Genomic DNA, 16,145 nt, shown 5'->3' on the forward strand with positions numbered 1-16,145 from the left:
TTGCTGTAACCTGCTCGAAAGGGCGCCTTATGGCAGGGCTGAGCGAGGTTTTCTCGAGGCAATGGGTGTTTCCTGACCTGGATGTTTCTTGGCCTATGGAAGAAATGAATCTATCGAACCATCTGCGTGTCGGAGGTGATATGGACTGTTGTATTCAATGCCCGGAACATTGTGTTGTGAATGTAAGAAAAACACAGAAATATGAATCTTTCTCAGCCAAGACGGTGATATTGGTTAGACTGGTCAACATGACTTTTCAAGAGCTATCTACGAACTCACAGGACTACCTCAAGGTGCTATGGGATTTGCGCGAATGGTCTGACAAGGCCGTGCAGCCGACCGATCTTGCGCGAAAGACGGGAATGAAGCCATCCACCGTTTCTGGCGCCATGGCTCGTCTGACCACACAGGGTTTGGTGACGCACGCTCCATATGGCGATATCATTCTCACGCCTTTGGGTGAACAGTATGCTTTGAAAATGGTTCGTAGACACAGATTGCTTGAAACATTTCTTGTAGAAAAACTCGGCTATCGCTGGGATGAGGTTCATAAGGAAGCCGATCAGCTTGAACATGCGGCATCTGATCTGATGATTGAGCGCATTGACGAGAGCTTGGGACATCCGACCAAGGATCCCCATGGAGATGCGATTCCTGGACCGAACGGTGAGATGGATGAAGATAAGAGCATCCTGCTTACTGCAGCTCCCGAGGGTGCGAAAATTCGAATTGAACGAGTCAGCGATGAAGATTCAAAACTCTTGCGATTCCTGCAGCAACAGGGGCTTTCCATCGATGGCACTGCCACGATTGGCAAGTTCACGCCATATTCTGACATCGTCACCTTGGTATTGCCTTCAGGTGCCAACGTGGTTCTCGGCGCTTCTGCCGCCGAACGCATCCGAGTTACGCGGCTGGACGACGGAAACAGTCCAGGGCAGGCGTAGATGCCTTAGGCAGTTGATGTCCTGCATGCGCTATTGCATCGTTGCTTGAACGATTTCCGCCTCAATGGTGAGATTTCGCAGTGAATCGAGATCTATGGATGTCTTGTCGAGGTGGAACATGAGCGGTGTCATTGCAAGAAACTGCTCCCATTGGGCCTTGCTGAGCTGAAGCGTTGCGCTTGCGGTAGTGATGTGCTCAATCGTGCAGTGCTGCTCAATGCCCTGAACCACATCGTCATTGGAATAGCCTTTCGGCTGTTCTCCGTGAGATTTGGCAATTTCCTGCCGTAGTTCCATCAGATGATGCTTCCCGGGGATGACTTTGATAAGACTGCCCTGAGGTCGAAGGACGCGTCTGAATTCTTCGTAGTTTGCGGGAGAAAAGATATCGGTGATGATATCCATCGAGCTATCGGTGATGGGAAGGTTGGCCAAATCCGCCATGAACCAACGTATGGTGTTGCTGCCGCGAGAGGCGATTGAAATTGCGAGGGAGGAGATATCACATGCGAATATGGTCAATTCTCGGACTGCCTGCTCACGCTGATGTTGTGAATCGAATGATGACTGAGTGATGAGGCTCTGCAATCGTTTCGTCAAGGTGCCGTCTCCGCATCCAACATCGAGGAGAGTTGTAGCGTGAGAGTCGGGCAGACGAGACACATCATGGGCAACTTCGCGCACGATGTGGTCATAGAGTCCAACGCTCAACAGTGCACTGCGATTTTCAAAGAAGGATTGATTGTACAATCCGTCGTGGGCATGCTGAGAACGCAGAAATGATATATTTCCTTTGGCTGCTATATCAAAGGTATGTCTGTCTGGACATTGTAGGCTGGATCCCGCTGTATGCAGCGCATTGCCGCATATGGGGCATTGGAATGTCTGTGCTGAGTCGAGAAATTTCTGTATCGATGCCTTCATGGTGCTCTATTCTCCTCCACACGGCAAACCTTGGAGGGTTGCGTCATTCTTGGCATGCTCCTTGCGTGCTTTCGGCATCAGACTGACTTTCAGCTCAATCATGAACAAGTCGAAAGAAAAGCCCTCCATCCTGAGGTACATGAAGGGATGGAGGGAATGCCTGTGCTTGGCAGGAGTCAGAGTTGCCAGCGAGCAGTTCTGACGTACTCTCAGTCGTCTACGTAGATGGTTGAATCGGTCTGTGCTGCAAGATCTTCATCTGCGGTCACGATGATCAGGCACTTCGACTTCTTGTCAGCCAGGTATCGCAGGACCTCAAGCATGGTTTCGGTGTCGTCATCGTTCAAACCCTGAGTTGGCTCATCGGCGAGAATGATGCTGGCATCGCAGCTCAGGGCACGGGCGAGCTGTGCCTTGCGCTGATTCAGCAACGATAGCTGACCGATTGGAGTATCGAACTGATCATCAGGGAAATGCACTTGATTGAGCAGTTCCGCCGCCAAAACGGGCATCGGCTTGAGGAAGTTTCTGCCAGAGACATCCATCGTGAGCACGATATTCTCGCTGGCGGTCAGTTCACTGCGTAGATTGAAGTGCTCAAACAACACGCCTATATTGTGACGGCGGAACTCATTCGGTTCCATTTCCTGAATATCTTTACCATGAAAAGTAATGGTGCCATGATTTGGTGTCCGCATTCCAGAGCCAAGAGCGACCACGGCACGGCGCTCGTCATCAGAGCGAATCAGCACGCTCTGCACTCGAGAGTTATAGAACGACCAATCAACTTTGTTCAGTAGATCATAGCGCTCATGTCTGAGTGTGTAGGTGACCTTGTTGAATGCAAGAATCGGGTACTGCTCGAATCGTGTCTTGCGAAGATGGCGAATGCGCTTATTGATTTTCTGCGAAACGACATGCAATGAGTCTTCCGAGAGATCGTTGGACTGTGCGTGCGCGAGCGGCGCCTTGCCCTGAGTGTCAGCTGCAGACTGCTTTGCCTTTGGCAATTCCTTCTTCTTCGAGGCGGCAGAATCATCTCCGGCTGGGGTTTCGGCTTCCGCGTCGTCATCCTCAAAGACGATGGAAAAGTTCACCTCCTCGTCAGACGCGTCCGCATCGTCATCGGCATCTTTCGAAACGGCATCTGCCGATTGCATCTCTTCATCTTGTAGATGCTCTGAATCGGTATCCTTCGCCTGTGCCGGATCGGTTGTCGTTGTCTTGTCCAATGAATCGTCGTTGCTATCCAATGCTTCTGATTTCATGCGGACACCTCTTCCTTGTCAGTCCCCGTGGTTGATGCTGTATCGCCATTGATGGTGCCTGAATCAGTGTCATAAGGCTCGGTGTCGTAAGAAACTGAGTCAAGCAAAGTATTTATCCTGAACAAAGCCACACGAATAATCGCTGCGATCAGACAGATGACCCAGAGTGCAACGCCGCCCAACGCAACATATTTCATCAGTGTCAGGTTAGGAGTGGAACGAGCGACCTGTGATGCCGGGATATTTCCTGCGATGGCAAAGCTCAGCCCGACTCCAATGCCGAAACCAACGAGAACTCCCGGGACCGTTATCATCAGGAGCTCAACGGTGTACCGCCATGCAATCTTTGCGCGTCCCACACCGATGCCAATGAGCATGCCGATATCTTCATTGCGACGCATCCAGGCAAGAATCAGACACGCCAACAGAATGATCGCACCCAGTGAGCCGATTACGATGACCGTAATCTTCATGACATTGGCCAAGGTCGTCAGTGAAGAAACCTTTGACTGATAAGCAGTGAGAGTTGGCGAGCTGATGATGTAGTTGCTATTCAGACCAGCGGCTCTCGCCTTCTTCACGAAGGTGTTGTAATCCTTCGGACTGGAAAGCTCAAACACTATGCGCAGGTCATGGCCGACGCTGCCAGGCTTCGTTGCTGTATAGAAGCCGTTGCCCATAAAGGTATAGGAGCTGACATATATGGTGTTGTTGGCATTGCTGGCATCCGAATATTTCGTGGAAACATTCGAGCTGCCCGCATGATTCTTGTATATGCCGCTGATCGTCAATTCAATGGTTTTCTTGGCATCACTTGGATTTGCAATCTTGAATTTGCTGCCGACCTTGTAATCATTTGCCTTCGCAAAGGCTTGTGAAACGATAGCCTTGTCACTTACCGTGGTGGCGGTGTAGTCGACTGTTTTTCCAGAGACAAGCGTAAATCCTGAATCAGGCAAAGATCGAGTTGCGGTTTTGGAGGATGTTCCGACGACGGATATATCGCCGCGAGCCGTGGTGCTCTTGGTGTCGCTGCTTCCTGTGGCGGCCTTCACATCACCAGAAAGCTTGGCATCCGAAGTCTCGTAGTAATACGCATTGATGGTAACTCCTGCGGCTTCGGCGTAAGTGCTGTATTGCTCCCAACTGAGTTCATAGTTGCTCCAGTCAATGTTTGTTGTCTTGCTCTTCTTCTCGATCTTTGCCTTGTCGAGGCTGATGATCGCATTTACCTTTTGAGCGTCATATGCCGTTGTCCGAGCTGTGGTATCAGCCTCAACTATGGCTAACCCCATAAGCGTCGCCGCCGTGACGACAACCGTTGTCGTCATGGAAACGATGCTCAAGACTTTATGGCGCGCGATTGAACCCCATGCCTCTTTGAGAATGAACATACCGTCTACTCCAATATCAAGATGCCGAAAACTCCAACATGCTACTGTATACAACCTTCATGCCAAAGCTCCGGCACGAGAACCCATACCTCACTACTATGCCCGTGTGGTGTGGGATTTTTCTGGTCTCTACCTACAATAATGCTGTCTGCATGCTGAATGAATCCTGAGAGTGCATGTCATTGGTATAAAAATGGCTATCTGCTGGCGCTCGCTGATGCTCACTGACCGGTTCCAGCTTGCAATGGCTTGACATGGATGATTGGCGTGGCGCTGTTTGCACAGCCGGTGTAGTTCTTTGTTGCAATGGTGATTGGGCTCTTCTGGTTTGGCGGATATATCACGAGACTATCCGCTTGCGTCGGTTTGCAAGATGACGCAGAGAAATTGCCGGCTTCTGTGATCTGCAGCTGTGCATATGCTGATTGACCTCGCTGCACAGTAAGCGTCTTCAAGCTTCCGGAGTCGCGCACGGCGGCCGCGCCAATCTGTTTACCGGCGACTGCAAGAGAAACGCCCGGATATCCGTCCATCTTGCATGTGTTGCCATTATTGGTCAGCACGATATATGGATACATGCTACCTGCGCCACCGCCACTGCCCTGACTGATTGTGGCGCTCAGTTGCCCTGTTCCACAGCTTCCCTGTGTAGTTGTGGTCGATGAAGAATTTGACGAATCCGAGGTGCCTTGCGAGCTCGTCGAAGACGACGATGATGCACCGCTGCTCGATGGAGATGCTGATGTCATCGAAGAACTGGTGTCGCCTCCGCTAGCACTTGAGCCGGCGGAGCTAGCCGATCCGCAAGCGGCCAGTCCCCAGCTCATGGCTAACGCAGTCATGGATCCAGCCACCACCTTGAAAATCCAGCCGGATGTTCGATTGATTGTTTGCTTGTCCTGTATGTTCTCTTTTTTCCCCATGCATATAGTTTAGGAGATGATGGAGAGTCTTTCAGAGTTCTTTCGGATTAAGCTCGGATGTGAGAGAAACGCCAGGAATCTCGTTGCGCTCGATTCGCTCTCGCAAACGCTTGTCATAGAGCCGCGCTGAGGGTACTGCAATGATGAAGAGGCCGCAGAGCACTGCACCCAACCCAGAGATTGCGAACACCCATTCGACTCCAATTGCATCGCCCAGTGGCCCTACGAAGAGTAGGCCTATGGGTCCTGCAATGCCGGTGATGGAAAGGCATACGCCAAAAATTCTTCCCAGTTCGCCAGCAGGATAAGACTGTTGAATCAGAGCCATCGAAAGCGTAGAGGGGAAGGCAGTTGCCAGACCTGCAATAAAGTTAAACCCAACAAAGAGAACGAATCCGGGCATGGAAACAGGAAGCACTGAACATGCCATGAAGGCCAGACCGAGTACAATCTGTCCAGCGATGATAAGGGGGATGCGGTTTTTCCATTTTCCAAAGATGCCGATGAGCGCTCCTCCTGCAAGCGATCCAACAGACCACAGCACTTCAACGACACCTGCCTGGAATATGGTCCCCTTGAAATATCCCAAGGTCATGAGGGGATAGAGACTTGCCGCAGGCATGAAGGTAAGCGTCGAGAGAGCAGCCATTGCGAGAATCGACCACATACCTGGGGCGGACCCGATTCGCTTGAGTCCATATACCATGTCTGCCCAAGGACGCGCCTTGCTCTCTGGTTCGACCGAATTCGATACGATATGCACGAACATGAGCGATCCGAAGCTGAACGCTGCACCGAGGACATCGATGAGCAGCAGATAGTTGATGGGAACTGCGGCATAGAGCAGGGCACCAAGCGCCGGTGAAATGATCAGAGTTCCCGACTGAACCATGCCAAGCTGACCGTTCACTTTGGTTATTTCCTCGGGCGGTACCATCGTTGGCAGAATGGATTGTACGGTGGGCATCTGGAAGGCCTGAGCTATGGAACGGATGAGCAGAGAACCGAAAATCAGCCATAGGGGGAAGGTTTCGTTGATGGTCCCGACAATGCAAAGCATGATTGCAACCGCTGCTGCAACCATATCGGGAACGATCAGCAATGCTTTCTTGTTCCATCGGTCTACAAAGGTTCCGATGAACGGGCTTACGAGAACCATAGGCAGCATGGCGAGGATGGTTGCGATGCTCAAGATGGTTGCCGAGCCGGACTTCTGAGTCAGATACCAGATGATTGCGTATTGCACAATCATTGAGGTGATGCCGGTGATGAACTGACTGAATAGGAAGAGGTAACTGTTTTTACGCCAAATTCCACTGAAGTCTGTGGATGGTGAAGTCATGACCGGCCTTTACTCGTTTTCTTGCTCTTGCTGCTCGCGCATGGTTCTTATCTGTACTGCGAATGCGGTACATCACACGATTTCTGTGTGCGCCGCATTTGGATTCTCTCGAAAACCCAACGCTCATTCATAATACCTGAGATTTCAGTGCGATTAAGCCGGCCAAGTTGTTTCTGGGTTATAGGCATAGAAGTGTGGGTTTTTAGTCTTCGCTGGTGTGTCGGCGTGTAATTCGTTCCAGTCGATGCCATGCTCCTCTCCCGTCATCCCGAGCGAGCGGTGCGAGTCGGTGGTATGAACGACAACACTATCGTCATCCCGAGCGAGCGCAGCGAGTCGGTGGTATGAACGACAACACCATTGTCATTCCGAGCGAGCGTAGCGAGTCGAGGGATCTTGGCTGTTGATGCTCGCAAGGGTGAGATCTCTCGACTCGCTGCGCTCGCTCGAGATGACAATGGGTCGGGGCGACGAGGGCTGTGGATTCGGTCGGGGCGACGAGGGCTGTGGATTCGGTCGGAGTGACAAGGGAGGTGGGGATGGTGGGCATCGACACTGGGTCCGTTCCTGCTCTCGTGGTTGTGTTGCGATGCATGATGATGCCGCAATACGGGCACAGGGTTGCGTTCATGCACCCTAAGTCAAGCAGGATTATGAACCAGCTCGAACCCTAGCCAAGAGAACACCTCACGGCCTGTTTCACACGCACTTTCGTGCCTATAGCCAAAAATACCCCAAAATGTAAGATTTTGTTCAATGTACTCTGTGAACCTGCAATCCATGAGTGTGCAGGTTCACTACGTGGTGAATCTAGAGTGAATCGTGCTGGACAGTGAATCCTCGATCGTAATGGAGGAACATCCGTGCACCATAACGATCAACATCGCGATGAGTGAATAGCATGCGGATCGCGAATGCGGTCTGTACATCCAATGGCAGGTCGCGGAAAGCCTTGTGAGCATCCCACTTATCGTCTGCTATCGCATAATCAGGAACATAGGCAAAGCCTTCGCCATCCTCGTTGACATATCCAAAGAATGGCAGATCCCATGCCTTGTGATACGTCAGTGCATCCTTGAACTGTTCAACCTGTGAAAGTGCCTCGTCGCTGATGCCAAACTTCTTGGCAACCTCGTTCGCTGCCTGTGTCTTTGCTGCTGCATCTTCACCATAAAGATGGCGGTGCACCACTATCAATCTGTCGTTCTCCATAAAGGTGTCCTTCCGGTCCAAGAGCCACCGTTGAGTTACATCTCATCATGAGAAGTCATGTGGCCTCAGTTGTATAGCTTGAATGCCTTGACATCGATGTCTGCATATGGCAGATACAAAATGTCATGTGCATGGAGTTGGTACGGTATTTGTACCTGTGAGACAATCTAGCATAAAATTGCGTACCGTTTGCAATCGAAATGGTTTGGTGCGTGATTGGCATCTGACTCTTGAGGTTCACGAAAATACGGATCGAGGAATGTGATGAATTACGTCACGATCAAGGACGTGGCTCAGGAAGCCGGCGTGTCTGTTCCTACCGTGTCGCAAGTGCTGAATAACAGGGGCAGAATCTCGGCGGCTACGCGTCAGCGTGTGCTTGACTCGGCAAAGAAGCTTGATTACATTCCCAACTCAGCGGCCATCTCCATGCGATCGAGTTCGACCAAAACCGTGGGCATTTTGGTTCCTGACATCAACAACTCATATTTCGCCTATCTGATTTCTCTGATAACCCGAGAGCTGTTGGCCAGCGGCTATGTATGCATGATCGGATCCTCGTCCGAAAGCCTTGAAGGCCAAGATAAGTTTCTTCATTCACTCCTGACCCAGAGAATCGACGGTGCGATTCTGGTACCCCAGGGCACTGCATCGCATGGCTTGCAGAGATTCGTTGCTTCCGGCCTTCCACTCGTCATTCTGGATCGTAAGGTCAAGGAATTGGCAGACGGCGGCAGAATTCCCATCATCGACGCAGATCCACGACCGGGAATTACCGATGCAATCGAAAAGGTGAAATCTCAGGGACATTCGCGGATAGGATTCATTCATGGCCCGACGTCCAAATCTCCGAATCTGCTGGAACGTCAGCAGATATTCATAGATGTTGCAGGTTCACGGGTGGGCAGCCTCAATGCAATAGTCGCAAGCCATGTGAATGCATTGTCGGCAATCAAGGATCTGCTATCTCGTCATGTCAATACCTTTATATTCGGATATTCGCCGGACGCACTTGAAGCCATTCGATATTTTCACCATATCGGCCTGAAAATAGGTGAGGATGTATCAATAGTCAGCTTTGACGATATTCCTATCTTTGAACTGGCTTCACCCAGCATCTCCGTAATCTCTCAGCAGCAGAAACTGATGGGAAACTATGGCGTTACCACATTGCTTTCGCTCATGGAGCACCGACTTCGTGGCGAGGAAGCAGAGGAGAGTTTCGATAACGTAAGAATTCCCACGTTATTCATTGATCGGGAATCAGTAAGTAACCAATAGAATCCGCGCTTCGAGGATTTGACATCCCAGCGAAAAGCGGATATATTTTGTATTGTGATATAACGATATATCACCATCTCAGCGGACAATGGAGTCGTCGTGAAGAAAACAGGTATTTTAAATAGCGAATTGGCAAAAGTGGCTGATGACCTGGGTCATACGGATCTGGTATGCATCGGTGATCTTGGCTTGCCAGTCCCGAACGGGATTCATAAGATCGACATCGCTCTCAAGCGTGGAGAGCCAAGCTTTATCGATGTCCTTCAGGTCTATCTCGATAATGTGGTGGTCCAGCAGGTCTTTCTCGCCTCGGAGATCAAGACTCAGAATCCAGCACAGTTGCATGCAATCGAAGAGATGCTTCCACAGGGAGTGGGCATCGATTTCATCTCGCACGAAGAGCTGAAGCAGATGACCAGGGATTGCAAGGCCGTGCTGCGAACCGGTGAAGATACGCCATATTCGAATATCATCCTGCAATCCGGTGTCACTATCTGACTTCAGCAAGGAGCTCAAGAAAGAGAAAGGCCAATCATGAAAATTGAACTCAAGAATATTTCAAAAGCCTTTGGTGTTAATCAGGTCCTCAAAGATATCAGTCTTACGGTGAACTCCGGCGAAGTTCATGCACTCATGGGTGAGAATGGTGCCGGAAAATCAACATTGATGAACATTCTTACGGGACTTTTCCCCGCGAGTGGTGGAAAGATCTTCATCGATGGAGAGGAACGGACTTTCCAGAACCCTCGCGAGGCAGAGCTTTTTGGCATCAGCTTCATACATCAAGAGATGAATTCCTGGCCCGAGCTGACGGTGATGGAGAATCTCTTCCTTGGTCGAGAGATCAAGAAGAACGGTCTGTTGAACAACAAGGAGATGCGCAAGCAATCCCGTGCCGCTTTCAACGAACTTGGTGTCAACATTCCACTGAATGTCGAGATTGGCACGTTGTCGGTGGGCCAGCAGCAGATGATCGAAATCGCAAAAAGCTTTCTTTCCAACTTGCAGATACTCATTATGGACGAACCCACCTCGGCACTGACGGAGCGTGAAACAAGCAAACTTTTCGAAGTGATCCAACATCTGAAAAAGCGTGGCGTTGGCATCATCTACATTTCGCATCGCATGGAGGAGATCTTCAAACTCTCCGACGTCGTAACGGTGATGCGCGATGGGAAAGTCATTGATACCAAGCCAACCAAGGACACGAACGTCAATGAACTCGTCAAGAAGATGGTTGGTAGGGAAATAACGGACTACTATCCACACAAAAATACGCCTGTAGGAGATGTCACCTTCGAGGTGTCTCATCTTGAAAGCGCTACGAATAAGTTCCACGACATCTCATTCTCCGTCAAAAGTGGTGAAATCCTTGCGTTCTCGGGACTTATGGGTTCTGGACGGACCGAGGTCATGAGAGCGGTGTTCGGGATCGACAAGCCCAAATCAGGAGTCATCAAACTTCATGGCAAGCCAATCAGAATACGCAAGCCTCTTGATGCCATCAGACATGGCATCGGCTTCCTGACTGAAAATCGCAAGGATGAGGGATTGATCCTCGATTTCAGCATTCGAGAGAACGTGACTCTGCCGAGCACTCGAAATTTTGTAAAGAATCTGTTCTTCAACACCAAGATGGCGATGCTTTTCGTACGCGATCTGATACAGCGTCTGACAATTCGTTCGACCGGCACTGAGCAGATAGTGGGCAACCTTTCAGGAGGCAATCAGCAAAAAGTTGTTCTTGCCAAATGGGTCGGTATTTCGCCAAAAGTGCTGATTCTGGATGAGCCGACTCGAGGTGTTGACGTTGGCTCGAAACGCGAAATCTATGAATTGATGAATGAGCTTGCCGGCAAAGGTGTTCCCATCATTATGGTTTCTTCCGATCTTCCGGAGGTGTTGGGAGTGAGTGATCGAATAATCGTAATGCACGAAGGCAGGATCGCCGGTGAGATTTTAGGCAAAGACGCCAATCAGGAAAAGATAATGCAACTCGCGACTTTGGGAGAATAAGATGAAAACAGTTTCCAATTTTTTGAATAGATTCACCAGCCTTACCACGCTCGCGGCATTAGCTGTCCTGATGGTGTTGATAACGGTCATGAATCCAAGCTTCTTAACCACGAACAATCTGCTTAACCTGTTGCTCCAGGTAACGGCGAATGGTTTCATTGCATTTGGCATGACCTTCGTGATCCTCACCGGAGGTATCGATCTTTCGGTCGGCGCCATTCTTGCGCTTTCCAGTGCATTATCCGCAGGAATGATCGGTGCGGGAATGCCCTTGCCACTGGCAGTATTGATGTGCGTCGTGATTGGTGCCGGACTCGGTGCGATCAACGGCTTCTTCATTGCCTACGGAAAGATGGCGCCATTCATTGTCACCCTTGCCACGCAAATGATCTTTCGTGGGTTGACGCTTGTTTTTACCAATGGCAACCCCATTACCAAAGGCATGGATGGTTTCTTCCTGGCATATATTGGGCAGGGCTATCTGTTTGGCATCCCGTTCCCCTTCATTCTGATGATCATCGCCTTTGTGGCTCTTTACGTGCTTTTGCACAAGACCGCATTCGGAAAGTCGGTCTATGCACTGGGAGGCAATGAAAAGGCGGCATACATCGCTGGTGTTCAGTCGAACAGGGTAAAGGTCGCAATCTACACCATCTCAGGTCTGATGTCAGCGATAGCGGGTCTTGTCATCACGTCTCGACTCTCTTCGGCGACACCTCAGGCAGGCAATGGCTATGAAATGTTTGCAATCGCTGCTGTGGTGCTTGGTGGGACAAGCCTGATGGGTGGCAAGGGAAGAATGTCAGGCACCATCATTGGTGCACTGATCATTGGTGTTCTGAACAATGGCCTGAACATCATTGGAGTTTCCACCTTCTGGCAGCAAGTAGTCGAAGGTGCCGTGATCATCGTCGCAGTGCTTGTCGATGTGATCAGAAACAAGCGATCCCTTCAGTCTTGAGCGCACCCTGAGACCGGAAAGCAAACAAGAATCCAGTAATTCATCAATGTAAGTAAACAACAATAATTCAACGCAACCATCAATATGAATCAGAGAAGATTTTCATATTGCAAACAAAGAAGTGGAGAATATCATGAAGATTCACATGGCTCACCTGGCTTCAAAAATTGTGGCAGCAGGTGTTGGTATCGGTATGGCGATTGGTCTGAGCGCATGCGCAGGAACAGGGCTCGGCAGCTCGAATGGAGCCCAGGGGACCGTTGAAAAGAAGAGCCCTTCGGAATTGACCATCGGTGTTGCAATTTCAACCACCAATAATCCCTATTTTGTGGCCATGGACCAGGCGATCAAGGCAATGGCCAAGAAGAACGGCACGAAGGTCATCATTGCTGACGCACAGAATGACAGTTCAACTCAGCTGAACGACATTCAGAACTTTGTGAGTCAGAAGGTTGACGGCATCCTTGTCAACCCAGTTGATTCAGACTCGATCGTTCCAGCGATCAAGAGTGCAAACACTGCCGGCATCCCTGTTATTGCCATGGATCGTGGTTCGAACGGCGGCACGGTGCTGAGCACGGTCGCCTCGGATAATGTCAAGGCCGGTCAAATGGCTGCACAGGCGATCCTTGATGCATACGGCAAGGGTGCAAAGGTCATTGAGCTTTCGGGAACGCCGGGAGCTTCTGCAACCATCGACCGAGGCAACGGCTTCAACGCCGAGGCGAAGAAGCTTGGTCTTGATATTCTTTCGAGCCAGTCAGCGAACTTCGATCGAACGACCGCGCTGAATACCACCCAGAATATGTTGCAATCCAATAGCGGAGTCCAAGCAATCTTTTCGCAGAATGACGAGATGGCACTGGGTGCCGTGAAGGCTGTTCAGGCAGCTGGTGGCAAGATTGGCATCTTCGGTATCGACGGTGAATCAGAGACGCATACTGCAATCGAGCAGGGAACCGTCACTGCAACGATTGCACAGCAACCAGGAAAAATTGGTGAGATGGCCTTGCAGGCCATGTATGATCACTTCAATAAGAAGACCGTCAAGAAGTCCATTGATTCGCCTATCTATCTGGTGAAGAAAGACAATGTCAAGCAATACATGTGGTGAGTGGGACACATACGGTTCCCACTGAAATGTCAGTGATGTTGGGGAACGGTCAGGGCCGATATTCGCGAACGTGCCGACCGTTCCCCAATCTTTAACTGCCGGACGACAAAGTTCATAAGAAAGAGAACGTCATGAATGAGCCTTTTGACATTCGCAATGCCTTTGAAAAGATTTCATCAGGCACTCGGACCATTGCGGTAATTGGTTCGATGAATGCCGATTACACCGTTGAGACTGAGACCCTGCCCCAGCCGGGAGAAACGGTGAACGGCGGACCATTGCAGATTCTTGCCGGTGGAAAATCAGCAAATCAGGCGAGTGCAGCTGCACATATCGGGGCGCAGGTGAAGATGCTTGGCGCATTGGGCACAGATGACAACGCGGACTTTCTCTTCTCCACGCTTGCACAAGCAGGTGTCTCAATGGATTCAGTTGCACGAATGGAGGGAACAAGCGGAACGACCGTCATCACCGTCGATGCCCATGCTGAGAATACGATCGTATATTCTGCAGGTTCCAACGCCAAAGTCAATCCAGAATATGTGAGAAGTGTACAGAGAACCATACAAGAGGCGGCCGTTCTCGGCATATGCTTCGAATCGCCAGTTGAGTCCGTTATCGAGGCGGCGCGCATTGCTCATCGGGCAGGAGTGAAGGTTCTGCTGAACAATTCGCCATTTCGTCCGGAACTTCCGGCTGAAATACTTGCCAATATTGATATTCTGCTGGTCAACGAACATGAAATGTCGCATATGCTGCACCTGGCACCACCAACTGGTGGCGACTGGGCTCAGCTCGACTGGGATGGTGTTGCGCAGCGGTTATGCGAGTTGGGGTGCGATCAGGCTGTGGTGACCCTTGGGTCTCAGGGTGCATACGTGCTCGATGCCAATGGTTTTGTCGAGAACGACGGGCATTCATGGAGATTCCTCAAGGCGGTGAAGGTCAAGGCGGTCGACACCACGGGTTGTGGAGATGCGTTCATGGGTGCAATCCTGGCTGGATTGACTGCTGACTTGAGCCTGTATGATTCCGCTCGATTGGCAGTGTATGTTGCAGGCTATGCAGCAACAGGATTGGGAGCTCAATCCTCATACGGAACCAGCAAGCAGATAGTTGATCTTTTAGTCTCCTGAGCTTGGCGGTGGGGATATCGTGGTGGCCGGTCACCAATGTCTGTGCGCTTGTCGCTCGACTATGCAGTGGATGACTGGGCGACGCACATTATTGTGTTACCTTGTGATGGGGGATAATTCGAACACCTGGTAAGGGAGTGATTATGCTGGATTTATCTGTTGAAATGAGTGCCTCAACCACTGTGATTTCGAGCACACAGCCGACATTTACAATAATCATCGCCAGTCAATCGCAGATCCCTGAATTGCAGATCAATGCAGATTCGGCAATGATCCAACTGCCTGGCCTTGATCGCAGCATGCAACAAGTCATCGCGGTTGAAGTACCGAAGGAGTTCGATTCCTCGTTGTTGCATGCACAGATCCTTGAAGTTGCTGGAAGCTGCAACGACGCGAGAAACGTGGGATTGCATGATCAGATTTTCGAGAGAATCCCGAAAACCGCAACCATATCGAGCTTGGCTCAGACAATAGTGGCCGTGTTGATTCGTTTCAGGCTTTTGGACGCATTGCTGAATGAAAAGTCAGGTCTGCCCGCTCCTGGAACAGAGATACAGGCGGGCGAAACCCCAAGGTGCCTTGATGCTGACTCTGCACGGGTAGCCAAGCCAAAGTCACATGCGAAGGCACGCCATCGCTGGTCGAAAGAGGTCAGCGCACTTGATTTTCATATCAACCATGAGGGAGTGCAAGCCAACGTGAGGTGGGTGGCGAGGAATCAGATGCTGATTCGAAAAGGTGCGAGCATGGTTGCGAATCCACCCTTGAACAAGGATGGATCTCTGGGTTTCTCCGCACGTTTTTCTGAGCAGCTTCGACTTGAACATGCAGGGCAGTTCAAGGATTTTGTAACTACGGAAGACATCATCGTGAGAAGTGTGAACGAGGTTGGATTATTCCTGTATTTTGGCGGGACGAACAGTTGGCTGGTGTTGAAGGATGATGAGGGAAAAACGATTCACGATTGGACGGTTGTTGCTTGAAATCTCAATGGTTCTGGTATGTGGTGAGGCTATCCTGTGCAGCGAGCAATGTATGGTGTAAGCAATGATCTTGGTAAGCGCTTGTCTGGCGGGTTTTGCTGTCCGCTATGACGGTTCGGATGCACGCAACAAACTTGCCCAATGGTTGGTCGAACGTGGACAGGCCATTTCTGCATGCCCTGAAATCCTTGGTGGTTTCAGCATTCCACGCCCATCGGCTGAAATCGCCCGCGGAGAAGATTCGCGTGCATTCAGAAGAGTGGTGGAATCTACCGGCAAGGATGTCACTGAGCCATACGAAATTGGAGCCAAACGTGTGCTCAATATGGTGAAGCGCAATAACATCACCGTTGCGTTCTTGAAGGATAAAAGCCCATCCTGCGGAGTCGATACGATCTATGACGGTTCCTTTACTGGAGTAAAGATCAAGGGCATGGGTGTCACCGCAAGGCTTCTTGTATCCAGCGGCGTTAAGGTCTTTCCAGACACTCGGTTGATTCCCGAAACGGTCCGCCCATACATAGACGAGGACCTCATCCCCGACCTGGCACGTTTCATCTAGGTTGTGCTTCTGGAGTCACTATAACAATACGTTGTGCTTTCGAAGTCGGTTTTTGGCCAGATCTGGCGATTTTCCGACTCCA

At 50.5% G+C, this 16,145-nt stretch carries 15 protein-coding genes; 9 read left to right on the forward strand and 6 right to left on the reverse strand.

Annotation, left to right across the window (positions count from 1 at the left end):
• Positions 1–248: 248 nt before the first annotated feature.
• Positions 249–947, forward strand: a complete 699-nt coding sequence (locus BAQU_RS01865) for a metal-dependent transcriptional regulator (RefSeq protein WP_094692639.1) — start codon at positions 249–251, stop codon at positions 945–947.
• 30 nt (positions 948–977) lie between these two features.
• On the opposite strand, the gene BAQU_RS01870 is transcribed toward BAQU_RS01865, so the two are convergent.
• The 6 genes from BAQU_RS01870 to BAQU_RS01900 all read right to left on the reverse strand — a co-directional run bounded on the left by BAQU_RS01870 (position 978) and on the right by BAQU_RS01900 (position 8,010).
• Positions 978–1,871: a putative RNA methyltransferase gene (locus BAQU_RS01870; protein ID WP_094692379.1), complete on the reverse strand. Its 894-nt coding sequence runs from the start codon at positions 1,869–1,871 to the stop codon at positions 978–980.
• 209 nt (positions 1,872–2,080) lie between these two features.
• Complete coding sequence (locus BAQU_RS01880) at positions 2,081–3,139, reverse strand: ATP-binding cassette domain-containing protein (protein ID WP_094692381.1); 1,059 nt, start codon at positions 3,137–3,139, stop codon at positions 2,081–2,083.
• Positions 3,136–4,533 carry an ABC transporter permease gene (locus BAQU_RS01885; protein ID WP_094692382.1) on the reverse strand — a complete coding sequence of 466 codons (1,398 nt, stop codon included), beginning with the start codon at positions 4,531–4,533 and terminating at the stop codon, positions 3,136–3,138. The genes BAQU_RS01880 and BAQU_RS01885 overlap by 4 nt, the downstream gene beginning before the upstream one ends.
• Before the next feature lie 221 nt (positions 4,534–4,754).
• Positions 4,755–5,456: a DUF4232 domain-containing protein gene (locus BAQU_RS01890; RefSeq protein WP_094692383.1), complete on the reverse strand. Its 702-nt coding sequence runs from the start codon at positions 5,454–5,456 to the stop codon at positions 4,755–4,757.
• Positions 5,457–5,487: 31 nt separating this feature from the next.
• A complete protein-coding gene (locus BAQU_RS01895) occupies positions 5,488–6,798 on the reverse strand; it encodes an MFS transporter (protein WP_094692384.1) in 1,311 nt (436 codons plus the stop codon).
• An 810-nt stretch (positions 6,799–7,608) separates the two neighbouring features.
• The gene (locus tag BAQU_RS01900; RefSeq protein ID WP_094692385.1) at positions 7,609–8,010 is read right to left on the reverse strand and encodes a glycerophosphodiester phosphodiesterase; all 402 of its coding nucleotides are present in this window, start codon (positions 8,008–8,010) and stop codon (positions 7,609–7,611) included.
• 264 nt (positions 8,011–8,274) lie between these two features.
• Here BAQU_RS01900 and BAQU_RS01905 point away from each other — a divergent pair, with 264 nt between their 5' ends.
• The 8 genes from BAQU_RS01905 to BAQU_RS01940 all read left to right on the forward strand — a co-directional run bounded on the left by BAQU_RS01905 (position 8,275) and on the right by BAQU_RS01940 (position 16,063).
• Positions 8,275–9,291: a LacI family DNA-binding transcriptional regulator gene (locus tag BAQU_RS01905; RefSeq protein WP_094692386.1), complete on the forward strand. Its 1,017-nt coding sequence runs from the start codon at positions 8,275–8,277 to the stop codon at positions 9,289–9,291.
• A 99-nt stretch (positions 9,292–9,390) separates the two neighbouring features.
• Positions 9,391–9,789, forward strand: a complete 399-nt coding sequence (gene rbsD, locus BAQU_RS01910) for a D-ribose pyranase (protein ID WP_094692387.1) — start codon at positions 9,391–9,393, stop codon at positions 9,787–9,789.
• A gap of 36 nt (positions 9,790–9,825) precedes the next feature.
• Positions 9,826–11,307, forward strand: a complete 1,482-nt coding sequence (locus BAQU_RS01915) for a sugar ABC transporter ATP-binding protein (protein WP_094692388.1) — start codon at positions 9,826–9,828, stop codon at positions 11,305–11,307.
• 1 nt (position 11,308) lies between these two features.
• The gene (locus tag BAQU_RS01920; protein WP_094692389.1) at positions 11,309–12,268 is read left to right on the forward strand and encodes an ABC transporter permease; all 960 of its coding nucleotides are present in this window, start codon (positions 11,309–11,311) and stop codon (positions 12,266–12,268) included.
• Positions 12,269–12,401: 133 nt separating this feature from the next.
• On the forward strand, positions 12,402–13,382 hold the full coding sequence (locus BAQU_RS01925; protein WP_211277086.1) for a substrate-binding domain-containing protein: 981 nt from the start codon (positions 12,402–12,404) through the stop codon (positions 13,380–13,382).
• A 131-nt stretch (positions 13,383–13,513) separates the two neighbouring features.
• Positions 13,514–14,518: a ribokinase gene (locus tag BAQU_RS01930; protein ID WP_094692390.1), complete on the forward strand. Its 1,005-nt coding sequence runs from the start codon at positions 13,514–13,516 to the stop codon at positions 14,516–14,518.
• Positions 14,519–14,661: 143 nt separating this feature from the next.
• Positions 14,662–15,501, forward strand: a complete 840-nt coding sequence (locus tag BAQU_RS01935) for a hypothetical protein (protein ID WP_094692391.1) — start codon at positions 14,662–14,664, stop codon at positions 15,499–15,501.
• A gap of 64 nt (positions 15,502–15,565) precedes the next feature.
• A complete protein-coding gene (locus BAQU_RS01940) occupies positions 15,566–16,063 on the forward strand; it encodes a 2-thiouracil desulfurase family protein (protein WP_094692392.1) in 498 nt (165 codons plus the stop codon).
• The last annotated feature ends 82 nt before the right edge of the window (positions 16,064–16,145 follow it).

It is taken from the genome of Bifidobacterium aquikefiri, assembly GCF_002259795.1.
GTDB lineage: Bacteria > Actinomycetota > Actinomycetes > Actinomycetales > Bifidobacteriaceae > Bombiscardovia > Bombiscardovia aquikefiri.